We start from the raw sequence: 22,390 nt of genomic DNA, 5'->3' as shown, positions 1-22,390 counted from the left end.
AATTCGTGCAACACGAATTTTGTGTAATATGCCTTCCATGAAAAATCTCACCATTACCGTGGAAGACAGCGTGCTGGAATGGGCACGGGTTGAGGCTGCACGGCGCGGCACCAGCGTCTCGCGCATGGTAGGGGATTTTATGGCCGAGCTCCAGCAGCGCGAGGATGCCTACGAAAGGGCTTACCTGGCCTGGCGCACCGATGAGCGCAGCTGGCAAGGCGGCGCTGCCTCCCCGGTGCCGCAGAGCGGCCGTGGTGTGGAGCGCCAGATCGGCGGCCAACGCAAAACAGGCCAGGAGGGCGCATGAACACCGTGTTTGTCGATACCTCGGTACTGGTAGCTGCAGAAAACATCTCGGATGCCGCGCTGTACCAGGCCACCTTGGGCTGGCTCGATGTGCTGTGGAGCACCCGCAGTGGCCGCACTGGCAACCAGGCGCTGAGCGAGTTTTATGACCAGGTCACCACGGCGGCAACCCCCATGCCTCAAGGTGATGCGCGCGCCGCCATCCGCCGCTACCAAAGCTGGAGCCCCTGGAAAACCGATGCCGCCACCTTGGAGACCGCTTGGGCCATCCAGGCGCGCCATGCGCTGGACTTTGGCGACTGCCTGGCGGTGGCCTGCGCCCAGCACAGTGGCTGCCACCAGATGCTGAGCCTCTACCTGCCCCATGGCGCTGAGTTTGGCGGCGTGACCATCGTGCACCCGCTGCAACAGGCCGCCGCCGCGCCCTCCAAGGCTTGAATATTCCAGCTGTGAAAGAGTGATGTGATGACCTCTCAAGACAACGCCCTGCAAGCGCTGCAACGCATTCGCGCCGATGTGCGCGCCATGCATGCCTACCATGTGCAGGATTCCAAGGGTCTGCTCAAGATGGACACCATGGAGAACCCCCACCGCCTGCCCGCTGCGCTGCAGCAAAAGCTGGGCGAGCGGCTGGGCGCATTAGAGATCAATCGCTACCCCGGTGAGCGCCTGGAAGCGCTCAAGAAGATGCTGGCCGACTACGTGGCTGCGCCCGCCGGCTCGGCCGTGCTGCTGGGCAATGGCTCGGACGAAATCATCACCTTGCTGGCGCTGGCTACGGCCCAGCCCCATGCCGAAGGCCGCGCCAAGATGCTGGCGCCCATGCCGGGCTTTGTGATGTATCCCATGTCGGCCCAGCTGCAAGGCCTGGACTTTGTCGGCGTCAACCTGACGGCGGATTTTGACCTGGATGTGCCGGCGATGCAGGCCGCGATTGCTGCGCACAAGCCGGCCATCACCTATATCGCCTACCCCAACAACCCCACGGCCACCTTGTGGGACGAGGACAAGGTGCAGGCCGTCATTGATGCCGTGGCCCAGATCGGCGGCCTGGTGGTGATGGACGAGGCCTACCAGCCCTTTGCCAGCCGCAGCTGGATGGACCCGATGCGTGCCGACCCTGCGCGCAATGCCCATGTGCTGCTGATGCGTACCTTGTCCAAGTTCGGCCTAGCCGGTGTGCGGCTGGGCTACCTGGTGGGGCCAGCGGCCATCGTCAACGAGATCGACAAGGTGCGCCCGCCCTACAACATCAGCGTGCTCAACTGCGAAACCGCCATTTTTGCGCTGGAGCACGAGGCGCTGTATGCCGAGCAGGCCCGCGCCATCCGGGCAGAGCGCCAGCCGCTGATCGATGCGCTGCAAGCGCTGGGCGGCGTGCACAAGGTCTGGCCTTCTGAGGCCAATATGGTGCTGCTGCGCGTGGCCGATGCCGGCAAGACGCAGGCGGCGATGAAGGCGCGTGGCGTGCTGGTCAAGAACGTATCGGCCATGCACCCGCTGCTGGCCCAATGCCTGCGGCTGACCGTGGGCACCCGCGAAGAAAATGCCCAGATGCTGGCTGCGCTCAAGGAGTCTCTATGAATAATTTGGTCCCCACCCCATCGACCGCCTCGCCGCTGCACCGCACGGCCGAGGTTGCCCGCAACACCGCCGAGACCCGCATCCAGGTGCGCATCGATCTGGACGGCACGGGCCAGGCCCGGCTCAACTCCGGCATCGGCTTTCTGGACCACATGCTTGACCAGATCGCGCGCCACGGGCTGATTGACCTGGACATCGAATGCGCAGGCGACCTGCACATCGACGGCCACCACACCGTCGAAGACATCGGCATCACCTTGGGCCAGGCTTTTGCGATCGCCATTGGCGACAAAAAAGGCATCCGCCGCTACGGCCACGCCTATGTGCCGCTCGATGAGGCGCTGAGCCGCGTGGTGATTGATTTCTCCGGCCGCCCCGGCCTGCACATGGATGTGAAGTTCACGTCCGGCAGCATCGGTCAGCTCGATACGCAGCTGGTGTATGAGTTCTTCCAGGGCTTTGTGAACCATGCGGGCGTGACCCTGCATATCGACAACCTCAAGGGCTTCAATGCCCACCACCAGTGCGAGACCATCTTCAAAGCCTTTGCGCGTGCACTGCGCTTTGCGCTGGAGCATGATCCCCGCATGGCCGGCGTGATTCCGTCGACCAAGGGCTCGCTGTAAGCTCTGGTTGGCGGCAGTCGCTACACTCCTTTCTTGCTATGACAACTTCATCCAATACCGTCGCCGTGGTCGACTACGGCATGGGCAATCTGCGCTCGGTATCGCAGGCCGTGCAGGCGGCCGCTGCGGGCAGCTCGGTGACCGTGGTGGTCACCGCCGACCCCGAGGTGGTGCGTGCGGCCACCCGCATCGTGCTGCCGGGCCAGGGCGCCATGCGCGACTGCATGGCCGAGCTCAAGGCCTCAGGCCTGCAGGACAGCGTGCTGGAAGCCGCCCGCAACAAGCCGATGTTTGGCGTGTGCGTGGGCATGCAGATGCTGCTGGACCACAGCGAAGAGGGCGACACCCCAGGCCTGGGCCTGATTGCCGGCCAGGTGCGCAAGTTCCAGCTGGCAGGCCGCACCCAGGCCGATGGCAGCCGCTACAAGGTGCCGCAAATGGGCTGGAACCAGGTGCAGCAGCAGGCCCATGGCGGCCAGCCGCACCCGGTGTGGCAAGGGGTGCCCGACCAGTCCTATTTCTACTTTGTGCACAGCTTTTATGCCGAGCCCGCCAGTGATGCCCAGTGCCACGGCTGGGCCGAGTATGGCGAACGCTTTGCCTGCGCCATCGGCCGCGACAATATCTTCGCGACCCAGTTTCATCCGGAAAAGAGTGCGGACCAGGGCTTGGCGCTCTACCGCAACTTCTTGCACTGGAACCCTTAATTCTTTTACCGATAACCAGCCAGCCCACTACCATGCTGCTCATTCCTGCGATTGACCTCAAGGACGGTCACTGCGTGCGCCTCAAACAAGGCGATATGGACCAATCCACCACCTTTGGCGAGGACCCGGTTGCGGTCGCGCGCCGCTGGTTCGATGCGGGCGCACGCCGCCTGCACCTGGTGGACCTCAACGGCGCCTTTGCCGGCCAGCCCAAGAACCTCTCTGTCATCAAGGCCATCCTCAAGGAGTTTGGCGACGAGCTGCCCGTGCAACTGGGCGGCGGCATCCGCGACCTGGACACCATCGAGAAATACATCGATGCCGGCATGCAGTACGTGATCATCGGCACCGCTGCGGTCAAAGACCCAGGCTTTTTGCAAAATGCCTGCACCGCTTTTGCCGGCCACATCATCGTCGGCCTCGATGCCAAGGATGGCATGGTGGCCACCGACGGCTGGAGCAAGATCACCCAGCATTCGGTGATCGATACCGCCAAGCGCTTCGAAGACTGGGGTGTGGAATCGATCATCTATACCGATATTGGGCGAGACGGCATGCTGACGGGCATCAACATCGAGGCCACGGTCAAGCTGGCGCAGTCGATCAAGATCCCGGTGATTGCCTCGGGCGGACTGTCGGGCATGGCTGATATCGAGGCACTCTGCCAGGTGGAATCCGAGGGCGTGGAAGGTGTCATCTGCGGACGCGCCATTTACAGCGGCGACCTGGATTTTGCGGCCGCGCAGGAACAGGCAGACCGGCTGACGGATGGCCGTTGAGCCTGGCATAGCCCGCTTTTCGCAAGGCCACCACCAGGTGGCCTTTTTCTATGTGCGTGTCATTTGAAACAAATTGTCTCTCGTTGCCAGTCGCCGTCGTCCCGCCGTTTGCCATCCAAGCGGGTGCCCACGCTCTTTAAGTCAATGTGGTGACTGGGAATTTGATGAATGTCAACAAATGCTAGTTGTTACCAGCTGGCGCGGATGACAGGCGACAAAGGTTCCGCTGAACTGTGGCTTATTGGACAATGTACGCTTGGTCAGAATGACAGAATCTATAGCAGTCTTGGATAGCGCATTCTGCAAGACCTCTTTGAAAGCACCCCGTGATACTCGTGACTGGCGGAGCCGGCTATGTTGGCTCTCATATCTGCATCGCCCTTGCCGAAGCCGGCATGCCTTTCCTGATTCTGGATAACTTCAGCAATGCAAGGCGTTCGGTGATTACACGGCTGGCCAAAATCCTGGGCTTCACGCCGCCGTGCATTGATGCGGACGTGCGCGACATGGCGGTGCTTGAGCAGCTGTTCGACGAGCAGCATTTTGATGCCGTCATCCACAGCGCCTTTCTCAGCGCCTCGGCCGATGCGGCGCGTGAGCCACTGCGCTACTACGACAACAATGTATCGGGCACCGTGGGCTTGCTGCGTGCCATGCAGACAGCGGGCTTGCGCAATTTGGTGGTTTCCTCGTCAGCGATTGTTTATGGCGACCCCGCCCCCGCCCCGGTGCGGGAAGACGCAGCGCTGTCGGTCAGCACGCCCTATGGCCAGACCGCATTGATGGTCGAGCAGGTGCTGAGCAGCCTTGATGAAGCCTCGCCCAAGCGCTGGCGCATGGCCTTGCTGCGGGGCTTCAACGCCGTAGGCTGCCATGACAGTGGCCTGATCGCCGAAGACCCGCCACGCATGTCCTCGCATGTGGCGCCTTACCTGGCCCAGGTGGCTGCGGGCAAGCGCGACGGGCTGCGCATCTATGGCGGCGACTACCCCACGCCCGACGGCACCCCCGTGCGCGATTACTTGCATGTGATGGACCTGGCCCGCGCCTATGTGGCCACCTTGCAGTACCTGCGTGGCCATGCCGGCCTGTCGCGCTTCAACATTGGCTCGGGGCAGCCCACCTCGGTGCTGGGCCTGGTGCGCGCCTTCGAGCATGCCAATGGCCGCGCCGTGCCTTTCCGCATCGGTGCCCGCCGCCTGGGCGATGCCGCCCATTGCTGGGCGGATATCACCCAAGCCCGCACGCAGCTGGGCTGGCAGCCACAGCTGGGGCTCGACCGGATGATGGAGGATGTCTGGCGCTGGCAGATTGGCGTAGGCCGCAGCGTGCATTGACCGCCAAGCGGCCTGTCAGCCTTGCGCTGCCAGGCCTTTTTTCTGCCCCGCAGGCAGCGTGCCAGGGCTGGGCGTGGTATGGTTTTGCCCGTCTGGCGATGTTCGCCTCAGCCCCTATCTGCAACGAGATCCTCCATGCTTGCCAAACGCATCATTCCCTGCCTGGACGTCACCGGCGGCCGCGTCGTCAAAGGTATCAATTTTGTCGAGCTGCGCGATGCCGGCGATCCGGTGGAGATTGCGGCGCGCTACAACGCCCAGGGCGCCGATGAGCTGACCTTTCTGGACATCACCGCCACCAGCGATGGCCGCGACCTGATTCTGCCGATCATCGAAGCCGTTGCCAGCCAGGTGTTCATCCCGCTGACGGTTGGCGGCGGTGTGCGTACGGTGGCCGATGTGCGGCGCCTGCTCAATGCCGGTGCCGACAAGACCAGCTTCAACTCGGCCGCCATTGCGGACCCGGCCGTCATCAACGCCGCCAGCGACCGATACGGCTCGCAATGCATTGTTGTCGCCATCGATGCCAAGCGCCGCCAAGGCCAGGACGTCATCGAGCGCGGTGAAGGCTGGGATGTGTACAGCCATGGCGGTCGCAAGAACACCGGCATGGACGCCATCCGCTGGGCCAGCGACATGGCTGCCCGGGGTGCTGGCGAGATCCTGCTCACCAGCATGGACCGCGATGGCACCAAATCCGGTTTTGACCTGGCCCTGACCCGCGCCGTGGCCGACGCCGTCGGTGTGCCCGTCATTGCCTCGGGCGGCGTGGGCAACCTCGACCATCTGGCCGATGGGGTGCAGCAAGGCGGCGCCGATGCGGTGCTGGCTGCCAGCATCTTCCATTACGGCGAATTCACCGTGCAGCAGGCCAAAGAGCGCATGCGTGAGCGCGGTATCCCTGTGCGTTTGTAAAGACGCTTCGGCGAGCCCTTTGCGCTTCGCCGCCACCGTTCAGACTTGAGCGGAGAACGTCGGGCTGCCTGCCCGCATTGGCCTGGCAACCTGCCTCCGGCAGCCGCGCAGCGCAGAGCACCCTGCGCTGCGTCAGCCCAGTGACCGTCCAGCGACCGCCAGCCCCGCGCGTCCGCGCACCCCAGCATTCCAGCATTCCAGCATTCCAGCACCGCCACCTGTGGCAACCCACCTCGCGGCTCCCTGTGCCCTGCGTGCGGCGACAGGCTGCGCGCCATTGTGTGTCCACAGCGTTGGTGCCGTTCGTAGGAATGCCCGATCGCACCCCCCATGCGGTATGAGCTGGGCTTGCACAAGAGAATGCCTATCTGACACCCCTGCTCAGTACTGATTTGCATTGCGCTGCATGTGATCGATTTAATCGATTACAAATCAAAATTTGCAATGATTAACAATGTTTCTAAAGTTGAAACACACTGTGCAAATGCAAGGTGCTATAAACCCGATCTATCTATTTTTAGTCACAGTTTGTTTCGGTTGTATGTAAGGAAGAGGTGTAAAAACTTCCAGCAATCGCATGAAAACTATGAAAAAGTGTCGTTAAAGCTTGGCGACGCTGCACAGAGGCTGGGAGCTGTCGGTTATGTTGGTGTTTGGGATTTGTGCTAAGCGGGTGTCGTCCTGCCTGTCTGTTTTCCGTAGCCTTTGCACACACATCAGCATGCTGGTGGCGTTACTGCTGTTGCCCGCCAGCGTCTGGGCCCAGGTCTGCGCGGCGCCTGGTAATGATGGCTTGGGTACCGCTAGCGGGGTTGTGAATGATTACTTCCCGGGCGCAAGCGCATCGACACTGGCGGCAGGCAGCACCAGCCTGACGCTGGGAACACAAAGAACCGGTGCCGCCAATAAAACCTTGGTCCTGAATGACCTCCTGCTGGTCATCCAGATGCAGGATGCCAGCATCAATGCCGTCAACACCAGCGCCTACGGCAATGGCGGCAGCGGTGGTCAGGGCTCCACCAGCGTTGGCAGTACCGGCCTTTATGAATTTGTGAAGGTGACAGCGATCTCGGGTTCGACCGTGACGTTCTCCCCCGCGCTGACCAATACCTACCGCAATGCCGCCGCTGTGGCTGGCATTTCGGGCCAGAAAACCTACCAGGTCGTACGCGTTCCGCAGTACACGAGCGCATCGGTAAGCGGCGTCACAGCCCCGCCTTGGAATGGCTCCACCGGTGGCGTGGTGGCCATAGATGCCCGCGATACCTTGACCCTGAATGGCACCACCGTGGAAAACCAGGCCAACCGGGCCATCTTCCTGGCGGGCAAAGGCTTTCGTGGCGCAGTAGGCAGCAACGGCTCCAACCGGGGTTCGCGCGAGGACTGGATGGGCGACTACAGCACTGCCGGTGGCGGCGGGGGCAAGGGCGAGGGCATTGCGGGTACCCCTCGGTATATGGCCAACAAGAGCGGGAACTATGGTGCCAAGACGACCAATTCGGTGGCGTCGGGTGGCATTACGCCGGTGGATAACAGTGTTGAAGGCTACCCGGGCGGATCGCGCGCACGTGGCGCGCCAGGCAATGCCGGTGGTGGTGGTGCCGATGGTGCGCCAGCGGGCACCAACAACAACCAGTACAACTCGGGCGGTGGCGGCGGCGGCAACTACGCCGCTGGCGGCGTGGGCGGCCGGCCCTGGAACTACCCGCTGGTCGACAGTGGTGGACGAGGCGGTGGTGGCTATGTGGGCACCACCGCGTTCAACCGCATCTTCCTGGGCGGTGGCGGTGGGGCGGGTGGCACCAATGATGGCACTTCCGATAACAACGCCTATGGCAACAACGGCATCGCCTGTTCGGACACGAACGGGCGCTGCTCGTCCGGCGCCTCGGGCGGCGGCATCGTCATTTTGCGTGCGCAGAATGTGGCCGGCAATGGCGTGATCGATGTGCGCGGCGCCAATGGCTACAACGTGCAAAACGATGCAGCAGGCGGCGGTGGCGCGGGCGGCTCGGTGGTCATCCACACCGTCGACGGCGGCTCTGCGGTGATCGACGCCAGCGGTGGTGACGGTGGCAATGCCTGGGCCGGCAACCAGACCAATGCGGGCGACCGCCATGGCCCTGGCGGCGGCGGCGGCGGCGGCTTTATCGCCTTTTCTCCGTCCAGCATGGTGGTGACTACCACCATCAATGGCGGCACGCCGGGTTACACCACCAACGGCACCACCGACAACTACGGCGCCTTTGGCAACCAGGGTGGCATTGCCTCGTTCCAGTCACCCAGTACCCCAGGCACCTTGCCGGGCGCTGCCTGCGCGGTCGACCTGCGTCTGACCAAGAGCAATGGCGCCAATATCGTCAATGCGGGTGGCAGCACCACCTATACCTTCACCGCCAGCAATGTCGGCGCTTCCCCCTCCAGCGGGGTGATCACGGTGGTGGACAAGCTGCCTCAGGGCGTGACGATTCCTGCGGGTAGTCTGCCCTTGACGGGTGCCAATGCCGCCAATTGGAGCTGCTCTGGCGTGGCAGGAGGCGGGTTGATCACCTGTACCAGCTCCACCGCCATTGCGGCAGGCGGCAGCAGTGTATTTGGTGTGACGGTCAATATTGGTCTGCAGTCGGCGACGAGCACCATAGCCACCAACCGCGCCAAAATCGGTGGTGGCGGTGATCCGCTCAACAGCAGCGCCCCCACCGAGGCGAGCGTGCAGGCCTGTACCGGCAACCAGTCCCCGGCCGGCTGTGCCCTTGACGTGGATGCAGTGAACTCGCCTTTGCTGAGCCTAACCAATAGCGACAACACCGATGTGGTTCTGGCAGGCGGCACGACCACCTACGTGCTGACGGTGAACAACGTCGGCAATGCGCCTACTGCGGGCACGATCACGGTGGTGGATGTGCTGCCTACCGGCATGTCCTACACGGGTGCGACGACCTTTAGCAGTGGCAATTTCAGCTGCACCTACACCGCGTCCAGCAACAGCGTCAGCTGCACCAGCAGTACGGCCATCCCCGCCGGCGGCGCTGCGCCGATCTCGTTGCCGGTCTCGATTGCCAGCAATGCGCCCAGCGCCTTGGTCAACCTCGCCCGGGTAGGCGGTGGCAGTGACTCCAGCAAGTCCAGCGCCCCCACGGTTGCCACCACGCAGAGCTGCTCGCCGGCCATCGCTTCGGAGATCGCCACAGGCTGCGCCGCTGATACCGATGCGGTCAAGCGCGTGCAGTTGTCGCTGACGAAGGATGACGGCCGTTTTGGTATCTATATCGGCGGTACTACGACCTATGCCTTCCGGGTCAGCAATACCGGTGATGCCGCCACGGTGGGCAGCATCAATTTCCGCGATGTGTTGCCCGGCCCGATGAACTGGCCGGCCGCGCTGACCAAGACTGGCGCGAATGCGGCGGATTGGACCTGCACGCGTCTCAGCACCACCGAAGTCACCTGTACCTCAGCCACGCCGATTGCAGCTGGGGGGGTGAGCCAGTTCAGTCTGCTGGCCAATGCCGGCGCGATGAACAACGGCGAACAATACATGAACAGGGCACGCGTGGGCGGCGGTGGAGACGCCACCCTGGCGACCACGTCACCCACCACGGCACAAGTCAATGCCTGTACCAACAACAGCATTCCAGCCGGGTGCGCTGTTGATTTGAATACCGCGCAGACGCCGCCCACCCTGCGGCTGACCAAGGTCCATGCCAACCCCCAATCCAAGGCGCCTGGTGACACGGTGGCCTTCACGCTGACGGTGACCAATTCCGGCAGCGCTGAGGCCTTGGCCAATACCGTGCGTGTGGTGGATGTGTTCCCCTCTGGGTTGAGCAATTTCACGGTCACTGCAACGCAGGGCATTTTTGCCTGCGCCATGGGCTCGGGTGCGGACAGCAATGTGCTCACCTGCAATAACAGCGGCGGCGCACTGGCTGCAGCAGGCACGGCCACTATCACGGTGGGCGCCACCGTCTCGGCGACAACCAGCACCACCTTGGTCAACAAGGCGCAAGTGGGCACGGACAACACCGATCCCACCGCCAGCAGCTACCCCACCAGCACCACAGCGGCGGCCTGTACCGCTGTCAATGCACCGACGGCGGGTTGCGCGACCGACTCGATTCCCGTAGTGCCCTCGGCCACGTTGACGGTGGTCTCCAGCGTCACGGCCCGCGCGGCCAGCACCGACCAGTTCACTGTCGCCATCAGCAATGGCGGCCCTAGCGCAACGACTGCGGGCACCGCTAGCAGCGCAAGCACTGCCGCCTTTGCTGCCACGACCGGCACCAGCTACACCCTGAGCGAGGTGGCGGCCGGCACCACCAATTTGGCGCGCTACACCACCACCTACGCCTGTACCAATGCCACGGCAGGCGGTACCTCAGTGGCGCCGGGCACCGGCACCAGCGTGAGTGTGACCCCGAAGGCCGGCGATGCCATCACCTGCACGTTCAGCAACACCCCGATTGCGCCGCGCCTGACACTGGCCAAAACCATCGTCTCGCGTGCCTTGGCCTCCGACCAGTTCACGATCGCCATCAACAATGGCGGCCCCAGTGCATTCACCACCGGCACGGCAGCCACGGCGACCACGGCGACCTATACGGCCACCGCCGGCACCAGCTACACGCTGAGTGAAGCGGCAGCCGCCGGCGCCAACCTGGCGCGCTACACCAGCAGCTACAGCTGTACCAACGCGGGCGTTGCCGGCACGGTGATGCCTTCTGGCACAGGTACCAGCTTCAGCCTGGCCCCCCAAGCGGGCGACAACATCAGTTGCAGCTTCAGCAACACGGCCATTGCGCCCAGGTTGACGGTCAATACCGTGGTCGCGGGCCGTATCCTGAGCACAGACCAGTTCAGCATCGCTATCAACAATGGCGGCCCCAGCGCTAGCACCAGCGGTACGCAAACCACCGCCTCGGCAGGCCCGGTCACGGCAACGGCCGGCACCAGCTACCTGCTGACCGAAAGCGCTGCAGGCACGCCGGCCACCAATTTGGCGCGCTACACCACCAGCTACAGCTGTAGCAATGCCACCGCTGGTGGCACTACGGTGCCTGCGGGCACGGGTACCTCCATCAGCGTTGTGCCGCAAGCCGGTGACGACATCAGCTGTACGTTCACCAACACGCCGATTTACCCCAAGCTCAGCGTCAGCAAGGCGGCATCGCCGACCAGCTTGGTCGTGGGAGCCAGCGGCCAGAGCTACCGCATCACCATCGCGGTGGCCAATGGCCCCACCACCGCGCCCATCAGCATTGCCGACAGCCTGCCTGCAGGCGTGACCTTGTCTGGCGCGCCCACCGTCAGTGGTGCTGCCACCCTGAGCGGCTGCAGCAGCAGCGGCAGCAGCATTGGCGCCTGCCAATTGGCCAGCGGCCTGGCCGATGGCAGCTATGTGCTGAGCATTCCCGTGTCGGTGGCGGCATCTGCCACCACGGCAGGCGCTGCCAACACCGCCAATCTGGGCGGTGGGGGTGACCCGAGCTGTACGGCAGCCGCCACCAACGAGAGCTGCGATCCCTCTACCGGTGCCGTGGTCGTCAAAACGGCGGCCAATGTCAGCCTGAGCAAAACCGGCGCTGCCACGGCCGTCGCTGGTAACAGCTATGTCTACACCCTGAACTTGAGCAACAGCGGCCAAACAGCGACCGCTGCCAACCTGGTCGTCCGGGACCAACTGGCCTCTGGCATGGTGGCCACCGCCGTCACCGGCGCCGACTGTGGCAGCTTGCCCAGCGCAGCTGCTGCCTTGCTAACCTGTACCGTGGCTGACCCGGTCGCAGCCGATGGCGGCACTGCCAGCATCCAGCTGACCGTCACCATGCCCACGGGCGGCGGCAATGTCAGCAACTACGCGGCCACCCATCCGTCTGGCAGCGGCAATCCCGGTGTCAATCCCGGCCCTGCTTGTACCAATGCCGCCAACGTCGTCTGTGCCAGCTCGACCGCAGCGGTCAGCACCCCTGCCAATGTCAGCCTGAGCAAGACCGGCGCCGCCACCGCGCTGACCGGCTCCAGCTATGTCTACACCCTGAGCCTGAGCAACAGCGGCGAGCTGGCTACCGGCAGCAACCTGATCATCAAGGACCAGCTGCCTGCTGGCGTGGTTGCCACCGCCGTGAGCGGTGCGACCTGTGGCCCGCTGCCTAGCAGTGCCGCAGCATTGCTGACCTGTACCGTTGCCAGCCCACTGGCAGCGGGTGCCTCGGCCAGCATCCAGCTGACTGTCACTTTGCCAAGTACTGGCGGCGCCTTGGTCAACTATGCGGCCACGAACCCCAGCGGCTCCGGCGCCCCTAGCGTGGACCCCAGTGCCGCCTGCGTCAACAGCGCCACTGCTTATTGCGCCAGCCATAGCCTGTCGGTCAACACCCCCGCCAGCCTGGCAACCACCAACGTGTTGACTGTCGTGAATGGCAGCCCTGTGCCAGCCGGTTACCTCGCCAAGCCAGGTGACGTGCTGACCTACACCGTCAGCGTCACCAACAACGGCGGCACTGCCGGTTCTACCGACGTGGGCCAGACCGTGCCAGCAGGTACCACCTACACGGGTACCGGCCAAGGCTGGGGCGCAGGCTGCACGGCAGCGGGCACGCAGTGCGTGCAGCCAGTCACCGTTGGCGCAGGCCAGACCAGCACGCTGCAATACACCGTCACCGTTGCCAGCCCAGGCAGCACGCCAAGCATTGTGGACACCGTTACCAGTTCGGTGGGTACTTGCACGACTTGTGTGGTGAGCACCGATACGCAACGCGCGGATATGCAGGCCAGCGTCACCGTCAGCCCAGGCAACACCAGCACCACGGGCGTGGAACTGACTTACACAAGCATCTGCAAGAACAATGGCCCACAAAGTGCGATCAACGCATCCTGCGTGGTGACCGCTCCGGCAGGCGCTGTGACGACCTGCACGCCAACGACGCCTGCGGCCACCCTGGCATCGGGCGACAGCATCACCTGTACCACCAAGCTCACGCCTGGTGCAACGGGTGACTATGCCGTCAGCGTCGCCACCAGCAACACCTTGTACGACGCCGCAGCAGGCAACAACAGCGCAACGACGAACGTCAAGGTCAACACGCCTGCGGCGCTGCGCATTGCCAAGACCTTGGCACAAGTCAATGGCGCAGCTGTGCCAGCCAACTACGCCGCCAAGATCGGCGACACCCTCACGTATGCGATGTTGGTGACCAACACTGGCGGCACCGCAGGCACCACCGTCCTGACTGAGACCGTGCCAGAAGGCAGCAAGTTTGTGGGCGGCGGTAGCAGCAATTCAAGCCAAGGCTGGAGCCCGGCACCGCAAGCCTGCGAAGCAGCAGCGAGCACCTGCACGCAAAGCGTGACCGTGCCAGCGCAAAGCGCTGAAGGCGTGGCTGGTGAGCAAACTGTGCAGTTCAGCGTAGAGGTCATTGCACCAGCCACCAGCAACGGCAAGATCACCAATACCGTCGCCAGTGATGTACCCGCAGCTTGCGCCGCAGGTACTTGCTCCGTCGAGACGACCAATGCCGTCGCTGACATGCAAGCGCAGATCACGACCATCCCGGCAGGCGCCGTGGTGGTGGGTCAAAGCGTAACCATCACCGGTCGGTGCACCAACAATGGCCCGGTCGATGCGGTAAACGCAAGCTGTGCCATGGTGATCAGCAACGGTGGCTCGTCCATTACCGCAACCTGCGATGCTGCCAAGACCCTGGCAGCAAACGAGAGCCTGAGCTGCTCGGCGACCTTTACGGCAGCTGAAGGCGCCATCAGCGCAAGCATCAACGCAGCAACGCAAAGCTACGAGAGCAACACCGCCAACAACACGGATACCAAGTCCACTGTTGGCAACACGCCAGCTAGCCTGGCAACGACGAACGTGTTGACTGCCGTGAACGGCAGCCCCGTTCCAGCGGGTTACCTCGCCAAGCCAGGTGACGTGCTGACCTACACCGTCAGCGTCACCAACAACGGCGGCACTGCCGGTTCTACCGACGTGGGCCAGACCGTGCCAGCAGGTACCACCTACACGGGCACCGGCCAAGGCTGGGGCGCAGGCTGTGCAGCAGCGGGCACGCAGTGCGCGCAGCCCGTAGCAGTGGGTGCCGGCCAGACCAGCACGGTGCAGTACAGCGTGACGGTGGCCAGCCCAGGCAGCACGCCAAGCATTGTGGACACCGTAACCAGTTCGGTGGGTACGTGTACGACCTGTGTGGTGAGTACCGATACGCAACGCGCGGATATGCAGGCAAGCGTCACCGTCAGCCCAGGCAACACCAGCACGACCGGCATTGAACTGACGTACACCAGCATCTGCAAGAACAATGGCCCGCAAACGGCCCTGAACGCCGCTTGCACGGTTACCGCGCCGGTCGGCGCAGTGACGGTCTGCACGCCAACGACGCCTGCAGCAACGCTCGCTTCGGGATCAAGCATCACCTGCACCACCAAGCTCACGCCAAGTGCAGCCGGTGACTATGCGGTGAGCGTGGCTACCAGCAATACGCTGTACGACGCAGCAGCAGGCAACAACAGCGCAACGACGACCGTCAAGGTCAACACGCCAGCGGACCTGCGCATTGTGAAGAGCTTGGCGCAAGTCAACGGTGCGGCCGTGCCAGCAAACTACGCCGCCAAGATTGGCGACACCCTGACCTACAACCTGGTGGTCACCAACGCAGGTGGCACCTCCGGCACGACGGTTCTGACCGAGACCGTGCCAGAGGGCACCAAGTTTGTAGGCGGCAGCGCCCCTGACGTGACCCAAGGCTGGAGCCCGGCACCACAGGCTTGCGAAGCAGCAGCGAGCACCTGCACGCAAAGCGTGACCGTTCCAGCGCAAAGCGCTGAAGGCGTGGCCGGTGAGCAAACCGTGCAGTTCAGTGTGGAAGTGATTGCCCCAGCTACGGCCAGCGGCAAGATTGCTAATACTGTTACCAGCGACGTGCCAGCAGCTTGTGCGGCAGGTACTTGCTCAGTAGAGACGACCAATGCAGTGGCGGACATGCAAGCGCAAATCATCGACATTCCAGCCTCGGCTGTAGTGGTGGGCCAAAGCGTGACCATCACCGGCCTGTGCACCAACAACGGCCCGGTGGACGCGGTAAACGCCAGCTGCGCAATGACGGTGAACAACGGTGGCGCATCCATCGCCGCTACTTGCGACGCTGCCAAGACCCTGGCGGTAAACGAGAGCCTGAGTTGCTCGGTTAGCTTCACAGCTGCTGAGGGCGCGATCAGCGCAAGCATTAACGCAGCCACGCAAAGCTACGAGAGCAACACCGCCAACAACACGGACACTAAGTCCACTGTTGGCAATACGCCAGCGAGCCTGGTCACCACCAACGTGCTGACCTTGGTCAATGGCAACCCCGTGCCAGCTGGCTACCTGGCTAAGCCAGGTGACGTGTTGACCTACACCGTCAGCGTCACCAACAACGGCGGCACTGCCGGTTCTACCGACGTGGGCCAGACCGTGCCAGCAGGTACCACCTACACTGGCTCTGGCCAAGGCTGGGGCGCAGGCTGCGCAGCAGCGGGCACGCAGTGCGCGCAGCCAGTCACCGTTGGTGCAGGCCAGACGAGCACGGTGACCTACACCGTCACCGTTGCCAGCCCAGGCAGCACGCCAAGCATTGTGGACACCGTTACCAGTTCGGTGGGTACGTGCACGACTTGTGTGGTGAGCACCGATACGCAACGCGCGGATATGCAGGCCAGCGTCACCGTCAGCCCTGGCAACATCAGCACCACGGGCGTGGAACTGACTTACACAAGCATCTGCAAGAACAATGGCCCACAAAGTGCGATCAACGCATCGTGCGTGGTGACGGCTCCTGCCGGCGCAGTGACCACCTGCACGCCGACGACGCCTGCAGCAACGCTCGCTTCGGGATCAAGCATCACCTGCACCACCAAGCTCACGCCAAGTACAGCCGGTGACTACGCGGTGAGCGTGGCTACCAGCAATACTCTGTACGACGCCGCAGCAGGCAACAACGCGGCAACAACTACCGTGAAGGTCAACACGCCAGCGGACCTGCGCATTGTGAAGAGCTTGGCGCAAGTCAACGGCGCAGCTGTGACAGCCAACTACGCCGCCAAGATTGGCGACACCCTGACCTACAACCTGGTGGTCACCAATGCAGGTGGCACCGCAGGCACGACGGTTCTGACCGAGACCGTGCCAGAGGGCGCCAAGTTTGTGGGCGGTATCGCCCCTGACGTGACCCAAGGCTGGAGCCAGGCACCGCAAGTCTGTGATGCCGCAGCGAGCACCTGCACGCAAAGCGTGACCGTGCCAGCGCAAAGCGCTGAAGGCGTGGCCGGTGAGCAAACCGTGCAGTTCAGTGTGGAAGTGATTGCCCCAGCTACGGCCAACGGCAAGATTGCTAATACTGTTACCAGCGACGTGCCAGCAGCTTGTGCGGCAGGTACTTGCTCGGTAGAGACGACCAATGCCGTGGCGGACATGCAAGCGCTGATTACCGACATTCCAGCCTCGGCTGTAGTGGTGGGCCAAAGCGTGACCATCACCGGCCTGTGCACCAACAACGGCCCGGTGGACGCGGTAAACGCCAGCTGCGCAATGACGGTGAACAACGGAGGCACCAGCATCGCAGGAGTCTGCGCTGCGAACGCTACCTTGGCAGTAAACGAGAGCCTTACCTGCTCGGTTAGCTTCACAGCTGCTGAAGGCGCCATCAGCGCAAGCATTACCGCAGCGACCCAAAGCTACGAGAGCAACACCGCCAACAACACGGACAGCCAGTCCACCGTGGGCAACACCCCAGCGAACCTGGCGACCACTAATGTGCTGACTGCGGTGAACGGTGGCCCTGTGCCAGCAGGCTATCTGGCCAAGCCAGGTGATGTGCTGACCTACACCGTCAGTGTCACCAACAACGGCGGCACTGCCGGTTCTACCGACGTGGGCCAGACCGTGCCAGCAGGAACGAGCTACACGGGTACGGGTGAAGGCTGGAGCGGCTGCGCAGCAGCGGGCACGCAGTGCGCGCAGCCAGTCACCGTTGGTGCAGGCCAGACCAGCACGGTGCAATACACCGTCATGGTGGCAAGCCCAGGCAGCACGCCAAGCATTGTGGACACCGTAACCAGTTCGGTGGGCACGTGTACGACTTGTGTGGTGACCACTGGCACGCAGCATGCAGACATGCAAGCAACCGTGACTGTGACCCCTGGCAACACCAGCACGACCGGCATTGAACTGATCTACACCAGCGTGTGTAAGAACAATGGCCCGCAAACGGCACTGAATGCATTGTGCGCGGTGACGGCTCCTGCAGGCGCAGTGACGACCTGCACGCCAACGACACCTGCAGCCACCTTGGCATCGGGCGACAGCATCACCTGTACCACCAAGCTCACACCAAGTGCAGCTGGTGACTACGCGGTGAGCGTGGCGACCAGCAATACGCTGTACGACGCAGCAGCAGGCAACAATAGCGCAACGACGACCGTCAAGGTCAACACGCCTGCGGACCTGCGCATTGTGAAGAGCTTGGCGCAAGTCAACGGCGCAGCTGTGCCAGCCAACTACGCCGCCAAGATTGGCGACACCCTGACCTACAACCTGGTGGTCACCAATGCAGGTGGCACCGCAGGCACGACGGTTCTGACCGAGACCGTGCCAGAGGGCACCAAGTTTGTAGGCGGCAGCGCCCCTGACGTGACCCAAGGCTGGAGCCAAGCACCACAGGCTTGCGAAGCAGCAGCCAGCACCTGCACGCAAAGTGTGTCCGTGCCAGCGCAAAGCGCCGAAGGTGTGGCTGGTGAGCAAACCGTGCAGTTCAGTGTGGAAGTGATTGCACCAGCTACGACGGATGGCAAGATCAGCAACACCGTTAGCAGCGACGTACCCGCAGCTTGCACCGCTGGTACTTGCTCCGTCGAGACGGCCAACGCCGTGGCGGACATGCAAGCGCTGATCACCGACATTCCAGCCTCGGCTGTAGTGGTGGGCCAAAGCGTGACCATCACCGGTCTGTGCACCAACAATGGCCCAGCCAATGCTGTTAATGCCAGCTGTGTGATGACCGTGAACAATGGCGGAACCAGCATTGCAGGAACCTGCAGCGCCAACGCCACCCTGGCGGCAAACGAGAGCCTGAGCTGCTCGGCGACCTTTGCCGCAGCTGAAGGTTCGATCAGCGCAAGCATTACTGCAGCAACGCAAAGCTACGAGTCCAACACTGCCAACAACAGTGACAGCAAGTCCACGGTCGGTAACACCCCAGCAAGTCTGGCTACCACCAATGTCTTGACCGCAGTGAACGGTGGCCCCGTGCCAGCTGGTTACCTGGCCAAGCCAGGTGACGTGCTCACCTACGCCGTCAGCGTCACCAACAACGGCGGTACCACCGGTAGCACTGACGTGGGCCAGACCGTGCCAGCAGGAACCACTTATACGGGCACTGGCCAAGGCTGGGGCGCAGGCTGTGCAGCAGCGGGCACGCAGTGCGCGCAGCCAGTCACCGTCGGCGCAGGCCAGACGAGCACGGTGACCTACACCGTCACCGTTGCCAGCCCAGGCAGCACACCGACTATCGTGGACACGGTAACCAGCACGGTGGGCACTTGTACGACTTGTGTGGTGAGCACCGATACACAACGCGCGGACATGCAAGCAACCGTGACTGTGGCGCCCGGCAACACCAGCACCACGGGCGTGGAACTGACCTACACGAGCATCTGCAAGAACAATGGCCCGCAAAGCGCGATCAACGCATCCTGCGCGGTGACTGCGCCGGCAGGCGCTGTGACGACCTGCACGCCAACGACGCCAGCGGCAACCCTGGCATCGGGCGACAGCATCACCTGTACCACCAAGCTCACACCAAGTGCAGCTGGTGACTACGCGGTGAGCGTGGCTACCAGCAATACCTTGTACGACGCCGCAGCTGGCAACAACACGGCAAACACCAGTGTCAAGGTCAACACGCCTGCTGACCTGCGCATTGTCAAGAGCTTGGCGCAAGTCAATGGCGCAGCTGTGCCAGCCAACTACGCCGCCAAGATTGGCGACACCCTGACCTACAACCTGGTGGTCACCAATGCAGGTGGCACCGCAGGCACCACCGTCCTGACCGAGACCGTGCCAGAGGGCACCAAGTTTGTGGGCGGTATCGCCCCTGACGTGACCCAAGGCTGGAGCCCGGCACCACAGGCTTGCGAAGCAGCAGCGAGCACCTGCACGCAAAGCGTGACCGTTCCAGCGCAAAGCGCTGAAGGTGTGGCTGGTGAGAAAACGGTGCAGTTCAGCGTAGAGGTCATGGCACCAGCTACGGCCAGCGGCAAGATTGCGAATACTGTTACCAGCGACGTGCCAGCTGCTTGTGCGGCAGGTACTTGCTCGGTAGAAACTGCTAATGCAGTAGCTGACATGCAAGCGCAGATCACGACCATCCCGGCAGGCGCCGTGGTGGTGGGTCAAAGCGTAACCATCACCGGCCTGTGCACCAACAATGGCCCAGTGGACGCTGTATACGCGAGCTGCACGATGACCGTGGACAACGGCGGCACCAGCATTGCAGGAATCTGCAGCGCCAACGCCACCTTGGCAGTGGGTGAGAGCCTGAGCTGCACGGCAACCTTCACAGCTGCTGAGGGCGCGATCAGCGCAAGCATCAACGCAGCCACGCAAAGCTACGAGAGCGACACTGCCAATAACACCGACAGCAAGTCCACAGTGGGTAACACCGCTGCAAGCTTGGTGACCACCAATGTGCTGACTGCAGTGAATGGCGCCGCAGTGCCAGCCGATTACCTGGCTAAACCGGGTGATGTGCTGACCTACAGCGTGACGGTCGTGAATAACGGCGGCACGGTTGGCAGCACCGATGTGGGCCAGACGGTGCCAGCAGGTACGAGCTACACGGGCACCGGTGAAGGCTGGAGTGGCTGTACGGCAGCGGGCACGCAGTGCACGCAACCGGTAGCAGTGGGTGCCGGCCTGACCAGCACGGTGACCTACACCGTCACCGTTGCCAGCCCAGGCAGCACACCGACTATCGTGGACACGGTTACCAGCTCGGTGGGTACTTGCACGACTTGTGTGGTGAGCACCAATACGCAGCGCGCAGACATGCAAGCGACCGTGGCGGTAACGCCAGGCACGAGCAGCACCACGGGTGTGGAACTCATCTACACCAGCGTCTGCAAGAACAATGGCCCGCAAAGCGCGATCAATGCATCGTGCGTGGTAACGGCTCCTGTCGGCGCAGTGACGACCTGCACGCCAACGACACCTGCAGCCACCTTGGCATCGGGCGACAGCATCACCTGTACCACCAAGCTCACACCAAGTGCAGCCGGTGACTACGCGGTGAGCGTGGCTACCAGCAACACCTTGTACGACGCCGCAGCAGGCAACAACAGTGCAACGATGACCGTCAAGGTCAACACGCCTGCGGACCTGCGCATTGTGAAGAGCCTGGCGCAAGTCAACGGCGCAGCGGTGCCTGCGAACTATGCCGCCAAGATTGGCGACACCTTGACCTACAACCTGGTGGTTAGCAACGCAGGCGGTACGGCCAGCACCATGGTGCTTACCGAGACGGTGCCAGAAGGCACCCGCTTTGTGGGCAGTGCAGCCGACCCTAGCCAAGGCTGGAGCGCAGCGCCGCAGGCTTGCGATGCGGCAGCGAGCACCTGCACGCAAAGCGTGGTGGTGCCAGCGCAAAGCGCTGAAGGTGTGGCCGGCGAGCAGACCGTGCAGTTCAGCGTGGAAGTGATTGCCCCAGCTACGACGGATGGCAAGATCAGCAACACCGTTAGCAGCGATGTGCCAGCCGCTTGCGCGGCAGGTGCTTGCTCGGTAGAGACGGCCAACGCAGTGGCGGATATGCAAGCGCAGATCACGACCATCCCGGCAGGCGCCGTGGTGGTGGGGCAAAGCGTGACCATCAGCGGTGCGTGTACCAACAATGGACCAGTCGATGCGGTCAATGCCAGCTGCGAGATGACCGTGAACAACGGTGCATCCACCGTCACTGCGACCTGCGATGCTGCCAGGACTTTGGCCGTGGGCGAGAGCCTGAGCTGCACGGCCAGCTTCACCGCTGCCGAGGGCACGATCAGTGCAAGCCTGAGCGCAGCAACGCAAAGCTACGACAGCAATACTGCCAACAACAGTGACAGCAAGGCAGTCAACGGCAATACGCCTTCGGCAGTGACGGTGACGAATGTGCTGGTCAAGGTCAATGACGCGCCCGTGCCGGCTGGTTATGTGATCAAGCCCGGGGACAAGCTGACCTACCAGGTGCAAGTCAGCAACACGGGTGGTACACCCGGCTCGACGGTGCTGACGGAGACGGTGCCTGTGGGGACCCGCTATGTCGGCACGGATGAAGGCTGGACTGCGGGCTGCGTAGCAGCAGGCAGCAGCTGCAGCCGACCAGCGACGGTGCCGGGCGGCAGCCCACAGGCGCCGGGCACGGTGAGCTTTGAGTACACGGTGCGCGTGGACGAGACGGTGGCCAATCCCAATGTGGTCAACACCGTGGGCAGCAGTGCACCAGGCAGCTGCAGTGCAGCCTGCTCGGTAAGCACGCCAACGCAAGCGGCAGATATGCAAGTGAGCATGCCTGCGACCATCGATCTGAAGGTGGGTGTGGAGACCGTGGTGACGTCGATCTGCCGCAACGCGGGCCCCGCGACAGCGACCCGGGCGCGCTGCGAAGTCAGTGGCGCCCCAGCGGATGCCGTTACGGTATGCACCCCTGCTCAGTCGGTGGATGCGCTGGCTGCGGGTGCTTCGATTTCGTGCACTACCAAGTTCACGCCGACCGCGTCTGCCGCCGTCACCATCACTACCCGTACCAGCAGCGATGTCTACGACCCGGTGACGGCCAATAACGAGGCCTCCGCGTCGGCCACCTTTATCAATACGCCGCCAACCGCTGTGAAGTCGGTGCCTGTGAATGCCGCATGGGCCATGGGCTTGATGGCACTGCTGATGCTGCTGCTGGCCGCCAAGGCCTTGCCGCAGCGCCAGGGGCGCCGTCCGCAGGACTGAACTGAAGGCCTGGGTGAGGCCTGGTAGCCAACCGGCCCGGTTGCATCGCATGCACAGCATGCCCTGCACCGGGCCGGTTTCTTTTGCCGATGTTTTCTCCCTCCAGTGCGCA

9 protein-coding genes are annotated in these 22,390 nt (G+C 63.1%); all 9 read left to right on the top strand.

Annotation, left to right across the window (positions count from 1 at the left end):
* Positions 1-37 precede the first annotated feature (37 nt).
* The 9 genes from M2375_RS02580 (at position 38) to M2375_RS02540 (ending at position 22,278) form a co-directional block, all read left to right on the top strand.
* Positions 38-307, top strand: a complete 270-nt coding sequence (locus M2375_RS02580; protein ID WP_259163731.1) for a DUF6364 family protein — start codon at positions 38-40, stop codon at positions 305-307.
* Positions 304-744, top strand: a complete 441-nt coding sequence (locus M2375_RS02575; protein WP_259163730.1) for a PIN domain-containing protein — start codon at positions 304-306, stop codon at positions 742-744. Before M2375_RS02580 ends, M2375_RS02575 begins: the two co-directional genes overlap by 4 nt.
* A gap of 27 nt (positions 745-771) precedes the next feature.
* Positions 772-1,890, top strand: coding sequence for a histidinol-phosphate transaminase (gene hisC / locus M2375_RS02570; RefSeq protein ID WP_259163729.1), 1,119 nt, complete (start codon positions 772-774; stop codon positions 1,888-1,890).
* On the top strand, positions 1,887-2,516 hold the full coding sequence (hisB, locus tag M2375_RS02565; RefSeq protein WP_259163728.1) for an imidazoleglycerol-phosphate dehydratase HisB: 630 nt from the start codon (positions 1,887-1,889) through the stop codon (positions 2,514-2,516). The genes hisC and hisB overlap by 4 nt, the downstream gene beginning before the upstream one ends.
* Before the next feature lie 38 nt (positions 2,517-2,554).
* Entirely contained in the window at positions 2,555-3,223 is a 669-nt protein-coding gene (gene hisH / locus M2375_RS02560) for an imidazole glycerol phosphate synthase subunit HisH (RefSeq protein WP_259163726.1), read from the top strand.
* 32 nt (positions 3,224-3,255) lie between these two features.
* Complete coding sequence (gene hisA / locus M2375_RS02555) at positions 3,256-4,002, top strand: 1-(5-phosphoribosyl)-5-[(5-phosphoribosylamino)methylideneamino]imidazole-4-carboxamide isomerase (protein ID WP_259163725.1); 747 nt, start codon at positions 3,256-3,258, stop codon at positions 4,000-4,002.
* A gap of 326 nt (positions 4,003-4,328) precedes the next feature.
* Positions 4,329-5,339 carry a UDP-glucose 4-epimerase GalE gene (gene galE / locus M2375_RS02550; protein ID WP_259163724.1) on the top strand — a complete coding sequence of 337 codons (1,011 nt, stop codon included), beginning with the start codon at positions 4,329-4,331 and terminating at the stop codon, positions 5,337-5,339.
* A gap of 135 nt (positions 5,340-5,474) precedes the next feature.
* Entirely contained in the window at positions 5,475-6,254 is a 780-nt protein-coding gene (gene hisF / locus M2375_RS02545) for an imidazole glycerol phosphate synthase subunit HisF (RefSeq protein ID WP_259163723.1), read from the top strand.
* Positions 6,255-6,975: 721 nt separating this feature from the next.
* On the top strand, positions 6,976-22,278 hold the full coding sequence (locus tag M2375_RS02540; RefSeq protein ID WP_259163722.1) for a hypothetical protein: 15,303 nt from the start codon (positions 6,976-6,978) through the stop codon (positions 22,276-22,278).
* The last annotated feature ends 112 nt before the right edge of the window (positions 22,279-22,390 follow it).

Origin of the sequence: Comamonas sp. BIGb0152 (assembly GCF_024809975.1) — a bacterium.
Taxonomy (GTDB): domain Bacteria; phylum Pseudomonadota; class Gammaproteobacteria; order Burkholderiales; family Burkholderiaceae_C; genus Comamonas.
The sequence above is the reverse complement of the archived record's forward strand: the minus strand, read 5'-3'. Positions and strand labels throughout refer to the sequence as shown.

Coding starts and splice junctions, on each gene's coding strand:
- M2375_RS02580 (WP_259163731.1), top strand. CDS start 38: ATGAAAAATCTCACCATTACCGTGGAAGACAGCGTGCTGGAATGGGCA.
- M2375_RS02575 (WP_259163730.1), top strand. CDS start 304: ATGAACACCGTGTTTGTCGATACCTCGGTACTGGTAGCTGCAGAAAAC.
- hisC (WP_259163729.1), top strand. CDS start 772: ATGACCTCTCAAGACAACGCCCTGCAAGCGCTGCAACGCATTCGCGCC.
- hisB (WP_259163728.1), top strand. CDS start 1,887: ATGAATAATTTGGTCCCCACCCCATCGACCGCCTCGCCGCTGCACCGC.
- hisH (WP_259163726.1), top strand. CDS start 2,555: ATGACAACTTCATCCAATACCGTCGCCGTGGTCGACTACGGCATGGGC.
- hisA (WP_259163725.1), top strand. CDS start 3,256: ATGCTGCTCATTCCTGCGATTGACCTCAAGGACGGTCACTGCGTGCGC.
- hisF (WP_259163723.1), top strand. CDS start 5,475: ATGCTTGCCAAACGCATCATTCCCTGCCTGGACGTCACCGGCGGCCGC.
- M2375_RS02540 (WP_259163722.1), top strand. CDS start 6,976: ATGCTGGTGGCGTTACTGCTGTTGCCCGCCAGCGTCTGGGCCCAGGTC.